Annotated in this window: 18 protein-coding genes and 1 pseudogene; 11 read left to right on the top strand and 8 right to left on the bottom strand. The window is 64.4% G+C overall.

From position 1 onward, the window contains the following. Positions 1-38: 38 nt before the first annotated feature. The 4 genes from cofC to FJT57_RS08530 form a co-directional block, all read right to left on the bottom strand. The gene (gene cofC, locus FJT57_RS08545; RefSeq protein WP_144904124.1) at positions 39-734 is read right to left on the bottom strand and encodes a 2-phospho-L-lactate guanylyltransferase; all 696 of its coding nucleotides are present in this window, start codon (positions 732-734) and stop codon (positions 39-41) included. 19 nt (positions 735-753) lie between these two features. Further along, positions 754-1,539 carry a hypothetical protein gene (locus FJT57_RS08540; protein ID WP_144904122.1) on the bottom strand — a complete coding sequence of 262 codons (786 nt, stop codon included), beginning with the start codon at positions 1,537-1,539 and terminating at the stop codon, positions 754-756. Continuing rightward, positions 1,508-2,689 (bottom strand): tubulin/FtsZ family protein, encoded by a 1,182-nt coding sequence (locus FJT57_RS08535; RefSeq protein WP_144904120.1) that lies wholly within the window; start codon positions 2,687-2,689, stop codon positions 1,508-1,510. The genes FJT57_RS08540 and FJT57_RS08535 overlap by 32 nt, the downstream gene beginning before the upstream one ends. 232 nt (positions 2,690-2,921) lie before the next feature. After that, the gene (locus FJT57_RS08530) at positions 2,922-3,848 is read right to left on the bottom strand and encodes a complex I NDUFA9 subunit family protein (protein ID WP_144904118.1); all 927 of its coding nucleotides are present in this window, start codon (positions 3,846-3,848) and stop codon (positions 2,922-2,924) included. A 139-nt stretch (positions 3,849-3,987) separates the two neighbouring features. On the opposite strand from FJT57_RS08530, the gene FJT57_RS08525 reads away from it, so the two are divergent. The 4 genes from FJT57_RS08525 to tmk are packed head-to-tail and all read left to right on the top strand — an operon-like array spanning position 3,988 to position 7,493. Then, positions 3,988-5,076: a metal ABC transporter substrate-binding protein gene (locus FJT57_RS08525; RefSeq protein WP_144904116.1), complete on the top strand. Its 1,089-nt coding sequence runs from the start codon at positions 3,988-3,990 to the stop codon at positions 5,074-5,076. Beyond that, on the top strand, positions 5,076-5,813 hold the full coding sequence (locus FJT57_RS08520; RefSeq protein WP_144904114.1) for a metal ABC transporter ATP-binding protein: 738 nt from the start codon (positions 5,076-5,078) through the stop codon (positions 5,811-5,813). The genes FJT57_RS08525 and FJT57_RS08520 overlap by 1 nt, the downstream gene beginning before the upstream one ends. Positions 5,814-5,864: 51 nt before the next feature. Continuing rightward, positions 5,865-6,836, top strand: a complete 972-nt coding sequence (locus tag FJT57_RS08515; RefSeq protein WP_144904112.1) for a metal ABC transporter permease — start codon at positions 5,865-5,867, stop codon at positions 6,834-6,836. 57 nt (positions 6,837-6,893) lie between these two features. Beyond that, positions 6,894-7,493, top strand: coding sequence for a dTMP kinase (gene tmk, locus FJT57_RS08510; RefSeq protein ID WP_144904110.1), 600 nt, complete (start codon positions 6,894-6,896; stop codon positions 7,491-7,493). 12 nt (positions 7,494-7,505) lie between these two features. Here the strand turns inward: tmk and FJT57_RS08505 are convergent, their stop codons facing one another. Beyond that, positions 7,506-7,826, bottom strand: coding sequence for a hypothetical protein (locus FJT57_RS08505; protein WP_144904108.1), 321 nt, complete (start codon positions 7,824-7,826; stop codon positions 7,506-7,508). A 164-nt stretch (positions 7,827-7,990) separates the two neighbouring features. Then, complete coding sequence (locus tag FJT57_RS08500; protein WP_144904106.1) at positions 7,991-8,221, bottom strand: Lrp/AsnC family transcriptional regulator; 231 nt, start codon at positions 8,219-8,221, stop codon at positions 7,991-7,993. Between the two features lie 136 nt (positions 8,222-8,357). Between FJT57_RS08500 and FJT57_RS08495 the strand changes: the two genes are divergently transcribed. Next, complete coding sequence (locus FJT57_RS08495; protein WP_275264659.1) at positions 8,358-9,095, top strand: potassium channel family protein; 738 nt, start codon at positions 8,358-8,360, stop codon at positions 9,093-9,095. Next, positions 9,095-9,325 carry an Lrp/AsnC ligand binding domain-containing protein gene (locus FJT57_RS08490; protein WP_144904102.1) on the top strand — a complete coding sequence of 77 codons (231 nt, stop codon included), beginning with the start codon at positions 9,095-9,097 and terminating at the stop codon, positions 9,323-9,325. The genes FJT57_RS08495 and FJT57_RS08490 overlap by 1 nt, the downstream gene beginning before the upstream one ends. Here the strand turns inward: FJT57_RS08490 and FJT57_RS08485 are convergent, their stop codons facing one another. After that, entirely contained in the window at positions 9,326-9,838 is a 513-nt protein-coding gene (locus FJT57_RS08485; RefSeq protein WP_144904100.1) for a DUF5813 family protein, read from the bottom strand. A 439-nt stretch (positions 9,839-10,277) separates the two neighbouring features. Between FJT57_RS08485 and FJT57_RS08480 the strand changes: the two genes are divergently transcribed. Then, entirely contained in the window at positions 10,278-10,652 is a 375-nt protein-coding gene (locus tag FJT57_RS08480; protein ID WP_144904098.1) for a 30S ribosomal protein S8e, read from the top strand. 24 nt (positions 10,653-10,676) lie between these two features. On the opposite strand, the gene FJT57_RS08475 is transcribed toward FJT57_RS08480, so the two are convergent. Further along, the gene (locus FJT57_RS08475; protein WP_144904096.1) at positions 10,677-11,678 is read right to left on the bottom strand and encodes a phosphate signaling complex PhoU family protein; all 1,002 of its coding nucleotides are present in this window, start codon (positions 11,676-11,678) and stop codon (positions 10,677-10,679) included. Between the two features lie 359 nt (positions 11,679-12,037). Between FJT57_RS08475 and FJT57_RS08470 the strand changes: the two genes are divergently transcribed. From FJT57_RS08470 to FJT57_RS08455, 4 genes and pseudogenes are all read left to right on the top strand, one after another. Next, positions 12,038-13,078, top strand: a complete 1,041-nt coding sequence (locus FJT57_RS08470; protein ID WP_144904094.1) for a PstS family phosphate ABC transporter substrate-binding protein — start codon at positions 12,038-12,040, stop codon at positions 13,076-13,078. A gap of 73 nt (positions 13,079-13,151) precedes the next feature. Further along, positions 13,152-14,111 (top strand): phosphate ABC transporter permease subunit PstC, encoded by a 960-nt coding sequence (gene pstC / locus FJT57_RS08465; protein ID WP_144904092.1) that lies wholly within the window; start codon positions 13,152-13,154, stop codon positions 14,109-14,111. Between the two features lies 1 nt (position 14,112). Further along, a complete protein-coding gene (pstA, locus tag FJT57_RS08460; RefSeq protein WP_144904090.1) occupies positions 14,113-15,768 on the top strand; it encodes a phosphate ABC transporter permease PstA in 1,656 nt (551 codons plus the stop codon). An 11-nt stretch (positions 15,769-15,779) separates the two neighbouring features. Next, a pseudogene (locus FJT57_RS08455) lies at positions 15,780-16,452 on the top strand (phosphate ABC transporter ATP-binding protein); the annotation flags it as partial.

Raw genomic sequence — 16,452 nt, 5'->3', positions numbered from 1 at the left:
ACGACCGTCCGACCCAATTCACGACCGTCCGAACCCATTCACGATCGCTCGACGCCGACTCGTCCCTCGCTCGCGTCGTCGATCTCGAATCCGGCCTCGACGAGCCACGCCCGGGCGCGGCCGTCCCCGTGTAGCAGCACCTCCGCGAGGTCCGCGGGGCGGTCCACGTCGGTCGCCAGCCGCATCGAGTCGACGACGCCCACCGAGAGCCCAGCCTCCGCGGCGATTCGCCGGTGATCGCGGTAGGACGCGCCGTGATAATCGACCGAGAACGCCGGGTCGCGGACGACGAGAGCGTTCGTCCCACCGCCACGCCCCGGTGCGACCGCGACGTCGCCGCCGACGGCGAACAGTCGCCGGAGCGCCGTCGGCGTCGCGAGCGCGAGGTCCGCCGTCACGACCGCCTGTTCCGACGCCGGTCCGTCGAGCGCCGCGTTCACCGCGGCGGTTAGCGGTCGATCGTCCACGATCTGCGTGAGCGAAGCGAGTGTGTCGATCGAACCGTTGGCGTCCCCCGGTGTTTTGGCGTCTCCGAGAGGCGAGTCGCCCTCGACGTCGCGAGCGACGTCCAACGGTTCGGGAACGAGCAGTTCTGGTTCGTAGCCCACCGCTCTGACGGCGTCGACGACATCACAGAGCATCGCCAGCGCGAACGCGCGTCGTTCGGGTGCCGAGAGGACAGGGGAGAGGCGACTCTTCGGGTCGCAAGTCGCGTACGGGACGAGAACGCGCATCGGAAACGGGTTGCGGGACTCAGCCGAGCTTGTCGTATCCCGACTGTTGGGAGCGCCAGTAGAGGAATCCACCAACGAGAAGTCCGATCACCACGAGGGCACCGACGCCGTACAGGATGAATTGCATCCGCTGGTTGGACTGCTGGGTCTGCTCAGCACGCTCTTGGGCCTGTCCGGCGAGATCGGTCGCGAGGTTGAACTCCTCGCCGTCGTACGCCTCGATGGCGTTCTGCAGCCGCCGGTCGGCTTCCTCGTCGTTCACTTCTCCGACGACGGACGCCGCCTCTTCGATCGCGTTGCGCGACTCGCGGCTCTCCTCGGTGTAGTGCGTCGCCGTCCACGTTTGGATCTCGTTAGTCGAGCCGCCCTCGCGGGTCTGTTCGAGGGCCAGTACGGTGAACGACTGCGCGGGGTCGTACGTGTAGTCGCTGACTTCGGGGACTGTCCCCGTGATGGTGAGCACGACTTCGCTCGTGCCGTCGTCAGCGTTCACTTGCGCCCCGGAGAACGACTGTCCGTCGAAGGACTCCTGATCGACCTTCGAGCCGGTCTGATCGTAGTATTCGACAGTCCACGTCACGTCGGTCAGTTCGGTGCTCCCCGCGATCGACCACGTTTCGAGCGAGGGGTTCTGATACAGCTCGGTCAGCGTGGCTGTTGCAGTGACCTCTGTGCCGACCTCCTCGTCGCTGGTGACGGTCGAATCGCCGACCGAAACGGCGGCGGCGGGGACCGTTGCGACTGAGAGGACGAAGAGACAGGCCAGTGCGAGTCTAGAAAAGCGACTCCAGCTCGTCTTCGTCATCGTTGATGAGATTCTCCAGATTGTCTTCGCTTTCGTCTCGAATGTCGTCGATGTTGTCCTGCGCCTCGATAGCAACCTGCTGTAGCTCCTTGATCCGCGGCACGTTCGTCACGCCGGAGAGGAGAATGACGGACGCAACTTTGCCGGAGTCCCGGATCGGGTAGTCGCCGCCGCGGACTTCCATACTGCCGGTCTGCTCTTCGATCCACTTGCGACCGCGCTCTATTCCCTTCCGGTTGAGGTGCTGGGAGGGACCGGCCATCACGAGCAAGGCTCGCTCGGTTCCTTCGATCTCACAGGGGAGCGTGAGTCGTCCGAGCGCAGCCTTTCGTACGAGCGAGGTGATCCGATTGGTCGTGTGAGCGGTGTCGAGTTCGTTCTCCTCCTTGCTGCCGGTGATCCGCGAGAGCAGGCCTCCGTTGGAGGATTCGTTCTCGACGGTTTCGGACGCGTAGCCGACGGTGGAGACGCCGCCGCCAGCGAGCGTGTTGATGATCTCCGAGGAGTCGACGACGCTCTCTGCGACTTCGCCGCCCTGACCGATCTCCCCGGCACCGAAGAGGACGCCGAAACGGGTGACGATCTCCTCGTTGATCTCGTCGTAGCCCCCCTGCACAGACTCGCCGGTCTTCCGCCAGGCGTCGTTGTCGAAGACGAGCAGGTTGTCGACCTCACGGACGAACGTCTGGAACGACCGCGCGGCGTTCAGCGTGTAGATCCCACCCTCGTCACTGCCGGGCAGCACGCCGAGTCCGTAGACGGGCTCGGTGTAGATCCGTTGGAGGTGTTTCGCGAGCACGGGCGAACCGCCGCTGCCGGTGCCGCCGCCGAGGCCGGCGACGACGAGGAACGCGTCGATTTCGTGAACCGGAATGCTGTCGATCGCACCCTGGACTTCGTCGATATCCTCCTCGGCGACTTCCGCGCCGAGTTCGTTGTCAGCGCCGACTCCGTGGCCCTTCACGCGCGACTGGCCGATGAGGACCCGCTGGTCCTTCGGGATGTGTTCCAGTCCCATCAGGTCGGCCTTCGCCGTGTTGACGGCGACCGCCGCGCGGACGATCCCCGAGTTGTGGCGCTTATCGTACTCGACGAATTTGTCGACGATCTTTCCCCCGGCCTGCCCGAAACCGATCATTGCAAGCTTCATTTATCGGGTCCCCTCGCCATTGCGTGTAACCCAGTGCAAACGCGGACATAAACCTTGTGATGGTGTGAAATCCGAGGAATGGTGGCCATATCGGTGAAAACGCAGGACACCGGCGGGATGTTAATCAGTCGTTACAACCGCTTCGGTCGGGTGTAAGCCCCCATTTCTCAGGATTTATATTCGGAACGCGGTCGAACCGATCAGCTCGTCGCGAGCGAGCGGACCGTTACTGTCATTCCGCTGTCGCGGCCGCGGTCTCGCTCGCACCGGTGGGGCGACCGTTCAGATAGGCCTTCAGTGTCATCAGTTCACCCACACCCACACCGAAGGCGTCGACGTCGTTGTCGTCGGTGACGTTGTCGAACCGAAGCGATCGGTACTGGTCTTTCCCCATCGGGAATCCCGGCACGTAATCGCCGATGGTGAGTCCGATCTTCGCCAACCCCATCGGCACCGGGACGACGGTCGTCGATCGGCCGTCCGCCTTGTGGATCATTCGGGCGATTTCGGCGAGTGTGAGCCTGTCGGGACCGCCGATCTCGTAGATTTGCCCCCCGTGTTTCTCGTCCTCGATCGCGTCGGCGAGTATCGGCACGAGATCGCCGACCCAAAGCGGCTGGAAGCGGGTCTTTCCCCCTCCGGGGAGCATACTGACGTACGGCGGTGCGAGCAGTTTCGTGAACGAGATGAACTCCCCGCCGTCGCCGAAGACGACCGACGGGCGGAAGATCGTGTACTCGAGAACCGATTCGGTGACGATCTGTTCGGCCTCTCCCTTCGATCGGAGGTACGCCGTAGGGGCGTCGGGGTCCGCGTCGAGAGCACTCATCTGGACGTACCGCCCCACGCGGTGCTTCTCCGCGGCGCGAACCACGTTCTCGGTTCCTTGTCGGTGAATCCTGTCGTGCATCTTGTTGCCGCCGCTCGGTTCGAACAGGGGCGAGAGCGCGACGAGGTTGTAGACGGCGTCCATCCCCTCGAACGCCCCGCGGATGGAGTCGTACTCGGTCACGTTGCCCATCACTTTATTCACGCCTTTTGGGAGGTCGTCACTGCTCGGGCTGCGAGAAAGCGCCGTCACTTCGTGTCCACGGCCCTTTAGCTCACGGCAGAGGGCGCTTCCGATGAATCCGCTTCCGCCGACGACAAGTACTCTCATACTCGTGATATCTCTCCGTTTCGCCGTAAAGCTAACTGCCGATTCCGTCGGGGTCTCTTGATCGCCCCTCGAATGTTATTATCACTCTTCCGTCCACAATAGAAAATTTATTATATCTTCTAGTCTTATTATTAATCAGATGAGGATAACCAGACGTCGACTGCTCGCGACGACGGCGGGAGCGGTTGCGGTGGGTACGACTGCGGGCTGTGTGGGCGGATCCGCGGGCGGCGGATCGAACGCGGGCAGCAGGACCGTTCAGTCGTCGTTCTTCGTGTTCGGCGACGTTGTCGGGACTGTCGCAGGCGACGTTGCCGACACCGGACTGCTCGTCCCGATCGGCCAGCACGGGCACGGGTGGGAACCCGGTCCGCGCGTCCGAGAAGCGATCCACGACGCTTCGCTTCTGGTCCACGGGCCCGTCGGATTCCAGCCGTGGGTCGACGACATCCTCGGCGATCTCGAGGCCGACGGGTCCGGCGTGAGGACGGTCGACATCAGTACCGGCCTCGATCTGTTGGCTGCGGCGGACGGTCACGATCACGGGGACGACGAGGAGCACGGCGAAGAGACGCACCACACAGATTCCAACGAGCACGACGAGGTGCACGAGGGGGGGCCGGACGACGAGCACGGAGCGGAGCACACCGCTGACCACAGTGACGAGGGGCGGGAGGAGGACGACCACGGTGCTGAGGCGGATCCGCACTTCTGGATGGATCCGGTCCGACTCGGCGAATCGGCCGGAACGGTGCGGGACGCGCTCGTCGACGTCGACAGCGAGCACGCCGATGCGTACGAGACGAACGCGGAGACGTACCGGACCGAACTAGACGCCCTCGACGAGCGCATCGAAACCACGGTTTCCGATGCGGAGCGAGACGTCCTCTTGGTGGCCGGACACAACTCGCTTCGGTACTTCGGCGACCGGTACGGCGTCGAGATCGAAGCGCTCACCCGGGTTTCGCCGGACGATCGCCCGACCCCGCGCGATATCGAGCGCGCACAGGAGATAATCGAGGAACACGGCCTGCGGTACGTCTGTGCGGATCCGCTCGAATCACAGCGCGCGGCCGACCAACTCGTCGAGGAGACCGACGCGGAAGCCGTCCTCCCGCTGACGTCGATGCCGGGGCTGACCGACGAGTGGGACGCGGAGGGCTGGGGCTATCGAGACGTGATGGAAAACGTAAACCTCCCCTCGATCGAACGGGCGTTGAACGCGTAATGTCCGCCATCGAAGTCCGAGACGTCACGTTCGCCTACGCCAGCGAGCCGGTCGTCGACGGCGTCTCGTTCGACGTCGAGGAGGGTGCGTTCTTGGGGCTCGTCGGTCCGAACGGGTCGGGAAAGACCACGCTCTTGGAGCTGATGATCGGTCTCCGACGCCCCGACAGCGGCTCTGTCTCGCTGTTCGGCGAGCCCGCGGTCGACTTCGCCGACGGAGAGCGCATCGGATACGTTGCCCAGGACGTCGCCAACGCGAACGGTGAGATGCCGATCACCGTCAGGGAGGTCGTCCGGATGGGACGTTATCCGCGCCGACTCGTGGGGTGTTTCTCCGACGCGGACCGTCGCGCGGTCGAGGACGCGATAGAGCGGGTCGGCATCTCAGATCTCGCGGACCGCCGCGTCGGACGCCTCTCGGGCGGCCAGCGCCAACGGGTGTTCATCGCCCGCGCGCTGGCCGGTGAAGCTGACCTCCTTGCGCTCGATGAGCCGACGACCGGCGTCGACGCCGAGTCGCGAGAGTCGTTCTACGACCTCCTCCACGAACTGAACGACGAGGGGCTCACCGTCGTGCTCATCGAACACGACATCGGCGTCGTCACCACCCACACCACCGAAATCGCCTGTCTCAACCGAGAACTGTACTTCCACGGCAGCCCCGAGGCGTTCGTCGAGACCGACGCGCTCGCGGACGCCTACGGCGGGAGCCAACACGTCATCCACCACGACCACTGATGGTCCCGAAACAGCCCCATTACCGATGATTTCGACACAGCCTTACCACCGATGATTTCGACACAAATTCTCGTTTCACTCGCGTTCGCGCTGTTTACGGACGGGCTCGTCGGCGGTGCGGTGGATTTCGTCCTCGACGACCTTTGGGGGACCGCACTCGAACTGCTGGCCGCGCTGACCGGATTCGATATCCTCGCGCTCCCGTTTATGCAGCGCGCGTACCTCGCGGCTGTTTGCATCGCGCTCATCGGCCCGCTCGTCGGGAGTTTCCTGGTCCACCGCGAGATGGCGATGATCGGCGACACGCTGGCGCACTCCGCGTTCGCGGGGGTGGCCGCCGGGCTCTTCGCGAACGCCGTCTCTCCGCTCTCCGTCTCGCCGCTGCTCACGGCGCTCGTCGTCGCGGCTGTCGCGGCGCTGCTCGTGCAGGCGCTCGTCGATCACGCCGGAGCGTACCGCGACACCTCGCTGGCGATCGTCCTCACCGGCTCGTTCGCGGTCGGGAGCGTGCTGGTGACGGCGACGGACGGCGGGATCGCCGTCGGCATCAGCGCGTACCTCTTCGGGTCGCTCGCGACGGTGACGCGAATCAACGCGGCGCTCTTACTGGCGATGAGCGTCGTCGTGATCGCGGTCGTCGCCGCCGCGTACCGACCGCTCGTCTACGTCACGTTCGACGAAGTCGGCGCTCGCGCCGTCGGCCTCGCCGTCACGCGCTACTCGCAACTGCTCGCGGTCCTGACCGCCGTCGTCGTCGTCGCCGCGATGCAGATTATGGGCGTCATCCTCGTCGCCGCGATGCTGGTGATCCCAGTCGCCGCGGCGACGCCCGTTCGCGGGTTCACGCGCTCGATCGCCGCGGGCGTCGTCGCCGGGCTGCTCTCGACGGTCCTCGGCGTCACGCTGTCGTACTGGTACGACGTCGCGGCCGGTGGCACGATCGTCCTCGTCGCGATCGGGATCTACGGCGTCTCGAAGGGTGCCGTTTGGGCGAATCACCGGATATCGCTGGGCGACATCTGAACGGCGTCGCCGACGGACTCCGAGGAGTTTTAACGCTGCTGGCCGCCATCTGGACGTATGCTGCTCACGTTGGAGGGACTGGACGGCAGCGGGAAGACCAGCGCGTGGGAGGCGCTCCGTGCAGAGCACCCCGAAGCGGTGTTCACCCGCGAGCCGACCGACTCGTGGTACGGCGACGCGGTCGCCCGCTCGATGGGCGACGACGACGCCGACCCCCTCGCCGAACTCTTCTTGTTCACCGCCGACCACGCCGACCACCTCGCGCGCGTCGTTCGCCCGGCGCTTTCGGAGGGATCGCTCGTCGTCACCGACCGTTACACCGACTCCCGCTACGCTTATCAAGCGGCGTCGCTCTCGGAGTCGTACCTCGCCGGGGGTCGCGACCCGCTGACGTACATCCAGGAGATCCACGAGGCGTTCACGCACCCACCGGACGCGACGATCTACCTCGACGTCGATCCCGAGACGGCCGCCGAACGCGCGGGCGCGACCAACAAGTTCGAGCGCGCGACGTACCTCGAACGGGTCCGTGAGAACTACGAGCGCCTCATCGAGCGCGATCCGGATCGGTTCGTGCGCGTCGACGCCGCCCAACCGCTGGGTGACGTCACGGCCAGCGTGAAAGCCGCCGTTAGCGAGATTTTGGCGAACCGGTAGAACGCCGGGGAGTCAGCGCTGTTGCGGCAGATCGATCTCCTCGGGCGGCGGGACGTATATCGTGTCGATAGTGAACCCGAGCGCCAGCGGGAGGCCGATGGCCGCGCCGATAAGGGCAGTCGCCCCGAGGTTCAGCCCGGCCCCGATGGGGAAGACGCCGAAGAAGATGAGCGTCGTGACGAGTAGCACCACCGGGATGAGCGTGAACGAGTAGATCACGTAGCCCCACTGCGTGTTCAGCCGGAGGCGGAAGAATCGGGTCAACACCGCCGCGAACAGCGTGTGTACCACGAGAACCGCTCCGAACAGGACCAGTCCGACGACGGAGACCATACCGGCCGTAGGAACGCGGATGACTTTACGGATTCGGGTCGATGGCCGCTTCCGGTTCGAGTCCAACGAGTGTCTCGGCTTCGATCCGGCTTCGGCCCGGATTTGATCCGGCTTCGATATGGCTTCAATCCGACTTCAACCCGACTTCGACGACGTATCCCGCTTCAACCCATCGCGATGTACGTCTTCGTGTCGGTGACGCCGGTCAGCCCTTGAATCTCGTTGGACGCGGCGTTCAGGATCTCGTACACCTCCTCCGCGTCGGCCTCGACGATGATGTCGTACGCGCCCGCGACGATGTGTGCCTCGGTGACGTTCGCGAGCTCGCGAATCGACCCGAGGATCTGTTCGGACGTTCCCGGTCCGGTCTTGACCATAATAAATGCGTGCACCATGCTCTCACGGTACGTGTTACCGTCTCAAAGCGTTTGTGCCGACGTGGGTCCGAGATGAGTACGCCGAGGGCAGGTCGAACCGTGCCTGTTCGGGGGTCGAGAATCGGCCCGCGTCTCGCTGAGCGAATATCGGATACTGCACGATCGTTCCGGAGAAACATTATTCACGGCAGGCGGCGTACGATCTCCCATGCGGTTCGTTATCATTGGTGCAGGCCGTGTCGGACTCCGGACGGCCCGCGTTCTGAAAGACGAGGGGCACGAGATCACGCTCGTCGAACGGGACCGCGATCGCGCGGAGCGCGCCCGCGACGACGGGTTCGAGGTAGTCGAGGGCGACGGATCGATCGAGGACGTGCTCTTGGAGGCCGGAATAGAGGAGGCCGACGGGCTCGGGGCGCTCACGAGCGATCTGAACGTCAACTTCGCGGCGTGTTCGATCGCCAAACACCACCGGACGTGGACGGTTCTCCGCGTCGACGAGGACTACCGCGAGGAGGTGTACGAAAAGTACGCCGACGAAGTCGACGAGGTCGTCTACCCCGAGCGGCTGGGCGCGATCGGCGCGAAGAACGCGCTGCTCGGCGGATCGATCCGCGCTATCGCCGACGTCGCAAAGCACCTCCAGGTCGTCCTGATGACCGTCACCGAGCAGTCGCCGATGCGCGGCTACACGATCGAGGAGGTCGCCCTGCCAGCGAACTCCCGGATCGTCGCGTTCGGAAAGGCGGACAAGCCGATGGGACTGCCGCTGTCGGACGACTCCCTCGAAGTCGGCGACCGGCTCGCCGTCCTCGCGGACTTCGACGTCCTGGAGGAGGTCAGACAGCTCATCGTCGGAGAACGGCTCGCACCGGAACGAGGTGTCGCCTGATGGTCACCGCCTACGTGATGGTCAAAGCGTCCACGGGCGACGTCGACCGCCTCAAATCGGAGATGTCCGACCTCGACAACGGGATCGAAAGCGTCAGCGTCGTCGCAGGCGACGTCGACTACATCGTGACGGTCCGCGTCGATCGCCCCGAGGACGTCAAAGAGGTCGCCACCGCGATCCACGAGATGGCCGGGATCGAGAACACGCAGACGTACATCGCGATGGACTGACTACAGCGGCGTTCCGCCCCGACTGCCGCCCGCCGCGTCCGCCGCTCGCTGGAGGAGATGCGTCACCGGTTCGGTGTACTCATAGCCCGGGATGATCCCCTCGACGTAGGTCCCCTCGACGTACTGGACGGCCGCCACCGCGTCCGACGCACCGCGTTTCGCGTCCAGGTCGGTGAGCTCGACGGTGACGACCGCGCGGTCGTCGTCCCGCTCGACGTCGACGTCGGGATCGCCGCTCCCCCGGAACGCGCTGTCGACGTCCTCCATCCGAAGCGCGAACGTGTCGAACCAGCCGTCTTCGACTACTGGGGCGACGCGGTCGGCGGTCGCCGCACCGAGCATCGGCACGCTGACGGTGACGGCGTACGCCGCGCTGGCACCGTCGCTTCCGACGTCGACCTCCGCGTCGAAGACGGTCTTCTCGATCGTGTAGCTTCCCTCGGCCGCTTCCTCGAACGCCGCCGCGGCATCGGCGGCGCGTCGGGCGCGTTCGACCGCATTAGACTCGCTCATCGATACTCACTCATTATCGAGCAGAGGCACTCGGACGACAAAAACGTCTCGCGTCGACCACCGGATTCGGTCTGTGACAGCGCACCTCGGCGGCCCAAAAACGCGTGTCGGGATCGACAGTGAACTCGTTACCGAGTGCGGCACGTTTAAGTAGGTCCCTGTCAATCGCCAAAGTGACGCTTCGTCTGGAGGGCCGAAGCGTCAGCGGGGACCAATTCAGGGCGGTAGCGGCCGTCCGGGCTGTTCCCGGACGGCTGCTTCCTTTTCCGTGATCGAGTCGGTGAGCGACGGCTGCGTTGAACGGCAGTCGCTACATTGATCGACGGAGTCACGTCCATCGTAGCCACGGTTCTCCCGCTATGAATCGATCACACGGTGTCGTACGCGCTTGCGCGGCCGATTCGAGTCATTGAAGTACTCACCCGGGCACGTATTCCGTATGCAGGACCAAGGACGTTCCAAGCGGAAGCGCACCGGCGGCCGACGCCGACGCTCGCACAAGAAGACTCGACACCAGCTGGGTCGTGAGCCCGCCGAGACTACCGTCGGCGAGCCCCGGTTCCAGATCATCGACTCCCGCGGCAACAACGAGAAGGTCCGCGCGCTCTCGGCGAACACCGCCCAGGTCGCCGTCGACGGTGAAGTCACCGAAGCGACGATCGAGAACGTGGTCGAAAACCCCGCGAACGTCAACTACGTTCGCCGGAACATCATCACGAAAGGCGCGATCATCGAGACGAGCGAGGGCCGTGCCCGCGTGACGTCCCGACCCGGCCAGAGCGGCCAGGTCAACGCCGTTCTCGTCGACGAATAAGCGCGTTTCGCCGCGTGCGATTCCTCACGGCGTCGGTGCGGCTTTTTGCAGCGCCGTCTCGGCGATGTTGCCGCCGTAGTCGGCGCTCCGCGAAACGGAGTCGACGATGAGTCCCAGCAGTTGCGCCCGCGCGGGATCGAGGTCGCGAAGGAGTTCGTCGATCTTTCGAGCCCGTTCGTCGATCGCCTGGACCGACTCGCGGGCCTCGTTCGCCAGCCGTGCCGCCTCGTCGCTGTCGTCGGCCAACAGCGCCTGCATCCCGTCGTCGATCGTCGCTCTGGCCTCCTCGTGGAGTTCGTGAAGGGCGTCGACGACGTCCTCCGGAATCGGTTTCTCGAATTCGAGGGTGAGATGCGCTATTTTCGTCGCGTGGTCGGCGACGCGTTCGAGCTGCCGCGCCGCGGACTGGTAATCGAAGCAGACCTCTCGCGGCAATCCGAGTTCTTCGGCGGCCTTCGGCGTTCGCAACGTGGCTCGGAAGATGCGTGAGACGACCATCCAGAGGCGGTCGACGTCGTCGTCGCGCTGGATCACGTCACGCGCCATGTCCGTGTCGAGTTCGCCGAGCGCGTCGACCGCGTCGGCGAGCATCGACAGCGAGATGAGCCGCATTCGCCTGACGGCGGTGTGAATCGACAGTTCCGCGGAGTCGAGTAGATCCCGAATGACGACGGTATCTCGCGTCTCCTCTAAGACCTCCAACCCGACGAGACTCTGCGTCGCCTGCCTGATCGTTCGGCGCTGGTCGGTCGTGATCCGCGCCCCCTCCAACGAGATGATGTCGAACCCGCTGACGTACATCGTCATCACCGCGCGCGTGAGTTCGTCGCCGGACAGATCCGTCACGTCCAGCGTCCCCTCGGTCCGCTCTTCGCCGTTCGCGGGAGCCAGAAACAGCGAATCACCCTCCGGATAGAACTCGACGACGCTTCCCGCGGAGACGTCGTTGTCCGTCGCCCAGTCTTTCGGGATCGACACCGTGAACGTCGATCCGCCCGTGACCTGCACCTTCCGCGTTTCGACCATACTGGCCGTAACGATCAACTGAATATAAACTTGGTCATTACTATATAGTATTGCCAGCGCGACGGGTTCGCTCGTGAGAAATCAGCGATAGACCGGTGAATATACAATTCAATTGAACACTTGTATGCATCGTTCGACTGATTGTCCCCCCGTTTTACGTCAAACTCGGGCATAATATCGTACTCACATTCGCGTAAAAGATGGATTACAGACAGGAAAATACCACCACAGAGTTTCTAGTTCTCAAATTAGGCACTTTGGGTTCGTTCGATGCGATATACTGCCCCGTATGGAATACTATTTTTTCTATATAGTCATATTAGTAGCGGTTTTATTCCGACTCCGGATAGGCTGATGTGATGACGCGCGATCTCGAGCGCAACCGCAGTTTCTCACGCCGCGAGTTACTCTCCGCGGTCGGTGGGCTCGGCCTCGCCGGGCTCGCCGGATGTACGCAGGAGAACCCGAACCTCGGCTCCACGGCGGAACCACCGTCCGACGGCCCCGGGTCCGGCGGCGGATCCGGGACGCTATCGGGCGATATCTCGATTGCCGGGTCGTCGACGGTTTTCCCCATCGCGTCGGCGATGTCAGAGCGCTTCGAAGAGAGCTACCCCGATATCGACGTGAGCATACAGTCGACCGGCTCGGGCGGTGGATTCGCGAACTACTTCTGCACGGGCCAGACCGACTTCAATAACGCGTCGCGGCCGATCCAACCCGAAGAAGAAGAACAGTGTGCGGGAAACGACGTCGAGTGGATCGAGCTCAAAGTCGCCACCGACGCGCTCACTGTCATCGTTAGCACCGACAACGAATTCATTGACGAGGGACTCACCGTCGAGCAACTCCGCGAGATCTGGTCCGCTGACGCGGATGTCGAGACGTGGGCAGACGTTGAGGACTCCTGGCCCGACGAACCGATCGAACTGTACGGTCCGTCGGACGCCTCGGGAACGTACGACTACTTCATCGAGGCCGTCATCGGCGAGGAGGGAAGCCACCGACAGGACTACTCGCCGACCGAACAGGACCGCACTATCCTCCAGGGCGTTGCGGGTTCGGAGTACGCGCTGGGCTACTTGGGCTTCGCGTACTACAGTCAGAACTCGGACTCCGTACGGGCCGTTCCGATCAAGGACGGCGACGGCGACTACGTCGAACCGTCGCTCGAAACCGCGCTCGAAGGCGAGTACACGCCGCTCTCCCGTCCCCTGTTCACCTATCCGAAGGTGTCTGCACTTCAGGAAGGGCACATCGAGGCCTTCGCCCGGTTCTGGCTCGACAACTCGACGAGCCAGGAGATCATCGCCGAGGAAGTCGGGTACGTCCCGCTCAGCGAGGCGGAACGCGAACAGATGCTCGGTCGAATCTACGCCGCTGCGGAGGGATTGAATTGATCGCGCACTACACCGTCGACGCCCACAGCGACGTGCGATGTAGCGGGACGAACCACTGGCGTCTCCTGGTACAATGAGTATGGACGAACTGAAAACCGACATCACGCGGCAGACGGAGAACTCACCGCGAGAGCTGTTGACGCGGACGTTCTTCTTCCTGTGCGCCGCGCTCTCTATCGTGACGACGATCAGCATCGTCGTCCTCCTCGTGACGGAGGCCGCGAAGTTCTTCACGCTCACGGCACCGCTGATGGGTGTCACGGGACAGACGGCGTCGATCGTCGACTTCCTCACCGGCACGACCTGGGAGATCAACAGCGGGGAGTTCGGGGTGCTCACGCTCGTCTCGGCGACCGTGATGATCACGCTCGGCTCAGCGGTCATCGCCCTCCCGCTGGGCGTCGCGACGGCGATCTATCTCAGCGAGTACGCGAGTACCCGCGCCCGGTCGGTTCTCAAGCCCGCCCTGGAGATTCTCGCGGGCGTTCCGACGGTCGTGTACGGCTTTTTCGCACTCATCTACATCACGCCCGCGCTGTCGGTGATCTTCCCGAGTATCGGGACGTTCAACATGCTCTCTGCGAGCATCGTCGTCGGCATTATGATCATCCCGATGGTCGCCTCGATCAGCGAGGACGCGATGTCGGCGGTCCCCGACGACCTCAGGCAGGCGGGCTACGGGATGGGCGCGACGAAGTTCGACGTCGCGACCGGCGTCGTCGTTCCGGCTGCGCTCTCGGGGATCTTCTCCTCGTTCATCCTCGCGCTTTCGCGCGCCATCGGGGAGACGATGGCCGTGACGATCGCCGCCGGGTCGCGAGCGCAGTTCCTCAATCCGCTCAATCCGGCCTCGTTCCTCGAGGGATCGTTGCCGATGACGGCTGCTATGGTCCAGCTACTCCTGGGTGATATCACCGGCGGCGGGTTGGCCTACCGCAGCCTGTTCGCCATCGGACTCGTGCTCTTCGTCATCACCCTGATTATGAACGTCATCAGCGACTTCGTCGCACAGCGCTACCGGGAGGAGTACTGAGATGGCGACGAACACCGAGACGGGAGAGATAGAGGACTTCGGGCAGGTCAGCCGCACGGTCGGCACGGTCTTCCGCTATCTCCTCCTGGCGGCGACGATGTTCGGGATCGTTATGCTCGCGATACTCCTGCTCTACGTCGCCAACGACGCGATCCGGCCGCTGACTGCCGATCTCGGGTGGCATCTCACCTTCTTCGTCGGGCTCGTCCTTCCAACGCTGCTCGTTGGGTGGACCGTCTACCGACGCGACCGCGCGGCGCTCTCATTCGGAGCGCTTCTCGTGGGAACGCTGGTCGTCTCGCTGATGTTCAGCGGCGGGGTCGCGCTCCTGGCGATCGACGTGATCCCGCCACTCGTCGCCTTCGCGTACGCGGTCGGCCTCGTCGTTCCGACGGCGGCGACGGTCGGGCTCACGAGATACGCACATCGGATCTCGTTCACTACCCGCCTGATCGCGACGACGATGGTGTTTTACCTCGCGCTGTTCGGGCTTCCCGGACCGATCGGCGACCCCGTCGGCGCACCGTCCCTGGTCCCCAGTCTCGTCGAGTTCGTCCTGACGCGCCCCGTGATCCCGGTCGATCGGGTGATGGTCGCGACGGTTATCGGCGGCATCTCCGCCGCCGCAGTCGGCTCGTACGTCGCTGGCGTGCGCGACTGGACGATCGGGTTGTACGCCGCTATCGCAGCGTTCCTCGCGAGCACGGCGGCTGGGTACGTTGGCCCCTTCGTCGGCCTGAACCCGGTTCCGGCGGTCGTCGTCACCGCCGTCGCGTTCGTACCCACGGTCGCGTACGCGTGGCGCGGGGCGTTCACCGAAGGGGGATCGCCGCTCGGACTGGCGTTCGCGGCGACGGTCGTCGGCGGCGCGCTCGTCGGTGCTGTCGCGGTCGACGCCCTCGGATTCGCCGGGCCGCAATCGTGGGTCGACTGGCAGTTCCTGACCAGTTCGCACAGCGGGACCGCCGAGAACGCCGGGCTGTATCCCGCGATCGGCGGTTCGATTCTCCTGATGTCGACGGTCGCGGCGCTCTCGTTCCCGCTGGGCGTCGGCGCGGCGGTGTACTTAGAGGAGTACGCCCCGGACAACGCGCTCACGCGGTTCGTCGACGTCAACATCTCGAACCTCGCAGGCGTCCCCTCAGTGGTGTACGGGCTGCTGGGACTCGGCGTCTTCGTGACGTATCTGGGGCGCTCGGCCGGAACGGTCCTCGTCGGCGGCGCGACCCTCGCGCTGTTGATCCTCCCGATCGTCATCATCTCCTCGCGGGAGGCGATTCGATCGGTCCCCACGGACCTCCGGCAGGCGTCCTACGGGATGGGCGCGACGCGCTGGCAGACCGTGAAGAACGTCGTGCTCCCCGAATCGTTCCCCGGCATCCTTACCGGGACGATCCTCGCGCTGGGGCGGGCGATCGGCGAGACCGCGCCGCTCATTATGATCGGCGCGCCGAACGTCGTCTTCGACCTCCCGGCGACGCTCGGCTCGAAGGTGAGTGCGATGCCGCTGCAGGTGTACGCGTGGTCGAGTCTCTTCGCCAGCGAGGACTTCTACACGAAGGCCGTTCCCGCCGGGGTCGTGGTGCTGCTGGCGGTGCTGCTGGCGATGAACTCGATCGCGATCGTGCTTCGGAACAAGTTTGAGAGGGCAGGATGAGTCAGAACCCAATGAACCGACAGAACCGAGACGAACAGGACGAACAAGCGAGCGACTCGCCGGATCCGACCGACGACGGGATGTCGATCCGGACGGACGTCAGCGGGAGCGTCGAATCGACCGGCGACTCGTTCGAGCGCGACACGGTCGTCCGCGCCGACGAGATCGACGTCTGGTACGGCGACAACCAGGCGCTCTCGGACATCACGATGGACATCCCCGAACAGAGCGTCACCGCCATGGTCGGTCCGTCCGGCTGCGGGAAGTCGACGTTCCTCCGGTGTATCAACCGGATGAACGACCTCATCGACAGCGCGCGCGTCGAGGGCTATCTCTACCTCCGCGGGAAGAACGTCTACGACGACGACGTCGATCCCGTGGCGCTGCGCCGCCGCGTCGGGATGGTCTTCCAGAAGCCGAACCCGTTCCCGAAGAGCATCTACGAAAACGTAACCTACGGATTGAAGATCCAAGACAAGGGCGGCGACTACGACGAGATCGTCGAGGAGTCCCTCAGGCGGGCCGCGCTGTGGGACGAGGTGAAAGACCAACTCGACGAGTCGGGATTGGAACTCTCCGGCGGGCAACAGCAGCGCCTCTGCATCGCCCGCGCGATCGCGCCCGACCCGGAAGTGCTGCTGATGGACGAGCCAGCCTCGGCGCTCGATCCGGTGGCGACCTCCC

The organism is Halobellus captivus (assembly GCF_007655485.1).
Lineage (GTDB): Archaea > Halobacteriota > Halobacteria > Halobacteriales > Haloferacaceae > Haloquadratum > Haloquadratum captivum.
Note: the sequence above shows the minus strand (reverse complement) of the source record. Positions and strands in the feature narration are given on the sequence as shown.

What these genes read in the sequence shown, in the direction of transcription:
- FJT57_RS08530 (WP_144904118.1), bottom strand. Translation starts at nt 3,848, where the DNA reads ATGAGAGTACTTGTCGTCGGCGGAAGCGGATTCATCGGAAGCGCCCTC.
- FJT57_RS08490 (WP_144904102.1), top strand. Translation starts at nt 9,095, where the DNA reads ATGGTCACCGCCTACGTGATGGTCAAAGCGTCCACGGGCGACGTCGAC.
- FJT57_RS08515 (WP_144904112.1), top strand. Translation starts at nt 5,865, where the DNA reads ATGATTTCGACACAAATTCTCGTTTCACTCGCGTTCGCGCTGTTTACG.
- FJT57_RS08520 (WP_144904114.1), top strand. Translation starts at nt 5,076, where the DNA reads ATGTCCGCCATCGAAGTCCGAGACGTCACGTTCGCCTACGCCAGCGAG.
- FJT57_RS08525 (WP_144904116.1), top strand. Translation starts at nt 3,988, where the DNA reads ATGAGGATAACCAGACGTCGACTGCTCGCGACGACGGCGGGAGCGGTT.
- FJT57_RS08540 (WP_144904122.1), bottom strand. Translation starts at nt 1,539, where the DNA reads ATGACGAAGACGAGCTGGAGTCGCTTTTCTAGACTCGCACTGGCCTGT.
- FJT57_RS08470 (WP_144904094.1), top strand. Translation starts at nt 12,038, where the DNA reads ATGACGCGCGATCTCGAGCGCAACCGCAGTTTCTCACGCCGCGAGTTA.
- cofC (WP_144904124.1), bottom strand. Translation starts at nt 734, where the DNA reads ATGCGCGTTCTCGTCCCGTACGCGACTTGCGACCCGAAGAGTCGCCTC.
- FJT57_RS08500 (WP_144904106.1), bottom strand. Translation starts at nt 8,221, where the DNA reads ATGGTGCACGCATTTATTATGGTCAAGACCGGACCGGGAACGTCCGAA.
- FJT57_RS08485 (WP_144904100.1), bottom strand. Translation starts at nt 9,838, where the DNA reads ATGAGCGAGTCTAATGCGGTCGAACGCGCCCGACGCGCCGCCGATGCC.
- FJT57_RS08535 (WP_144904120.1), bottom strand. Translation starts at nt 2,689, where the DNA reads ATGAAGCTTGCAATGATCGGTTTCGGGCAGGCCGGGGGAAAGATCGTC.
- pstA (WP_144904090.1), top strand. Translation starts at nt 14,113, where the DNA reads ATGGCGACGAACACCGAGACGGGAGAGATAGAGGACTTCGGGCAGGTC.
- pstC (WP_144904092.1), top strand. Translation starts at nt 13,152, where the DNA reads ATGAGTATGGACGAACTGAAAACCGACATCACGCGGCAGACGGAGAAC.
- tmk (WP_144904110.1), top strand. Translation starts at nt 6,894, where the DNA reads ATGCTGCTCACGTTGGAGGGACTGGACGGCAGCGGGAAGACCAGCGCG.
- FJT57_RS08480 (WP_144904098.1), top strand. Translation starts at nt 10,278, where the DNA reads ATGCAGGACCAAGGACGTTCCAAGCGGAAGCGCACCGGCGGCCGACGC.
- FJT57_RS08505 (WP_144904108.1), bottom strand. Translation starts at nt 7,826, where the DNA reads ATGGTCTCCGTCGTCGGACTGGTCCTGTTCGGAGCGGTTCTCGTGGTA.
- FJT57_RS08475 (WP_144904096.1), bottom strand. Translation starts at nt 11,678, where the DNA reads ATGGTCGAAACGCGGAAGGTGCAGGTCACGGGCGGATCGACGTTCACG.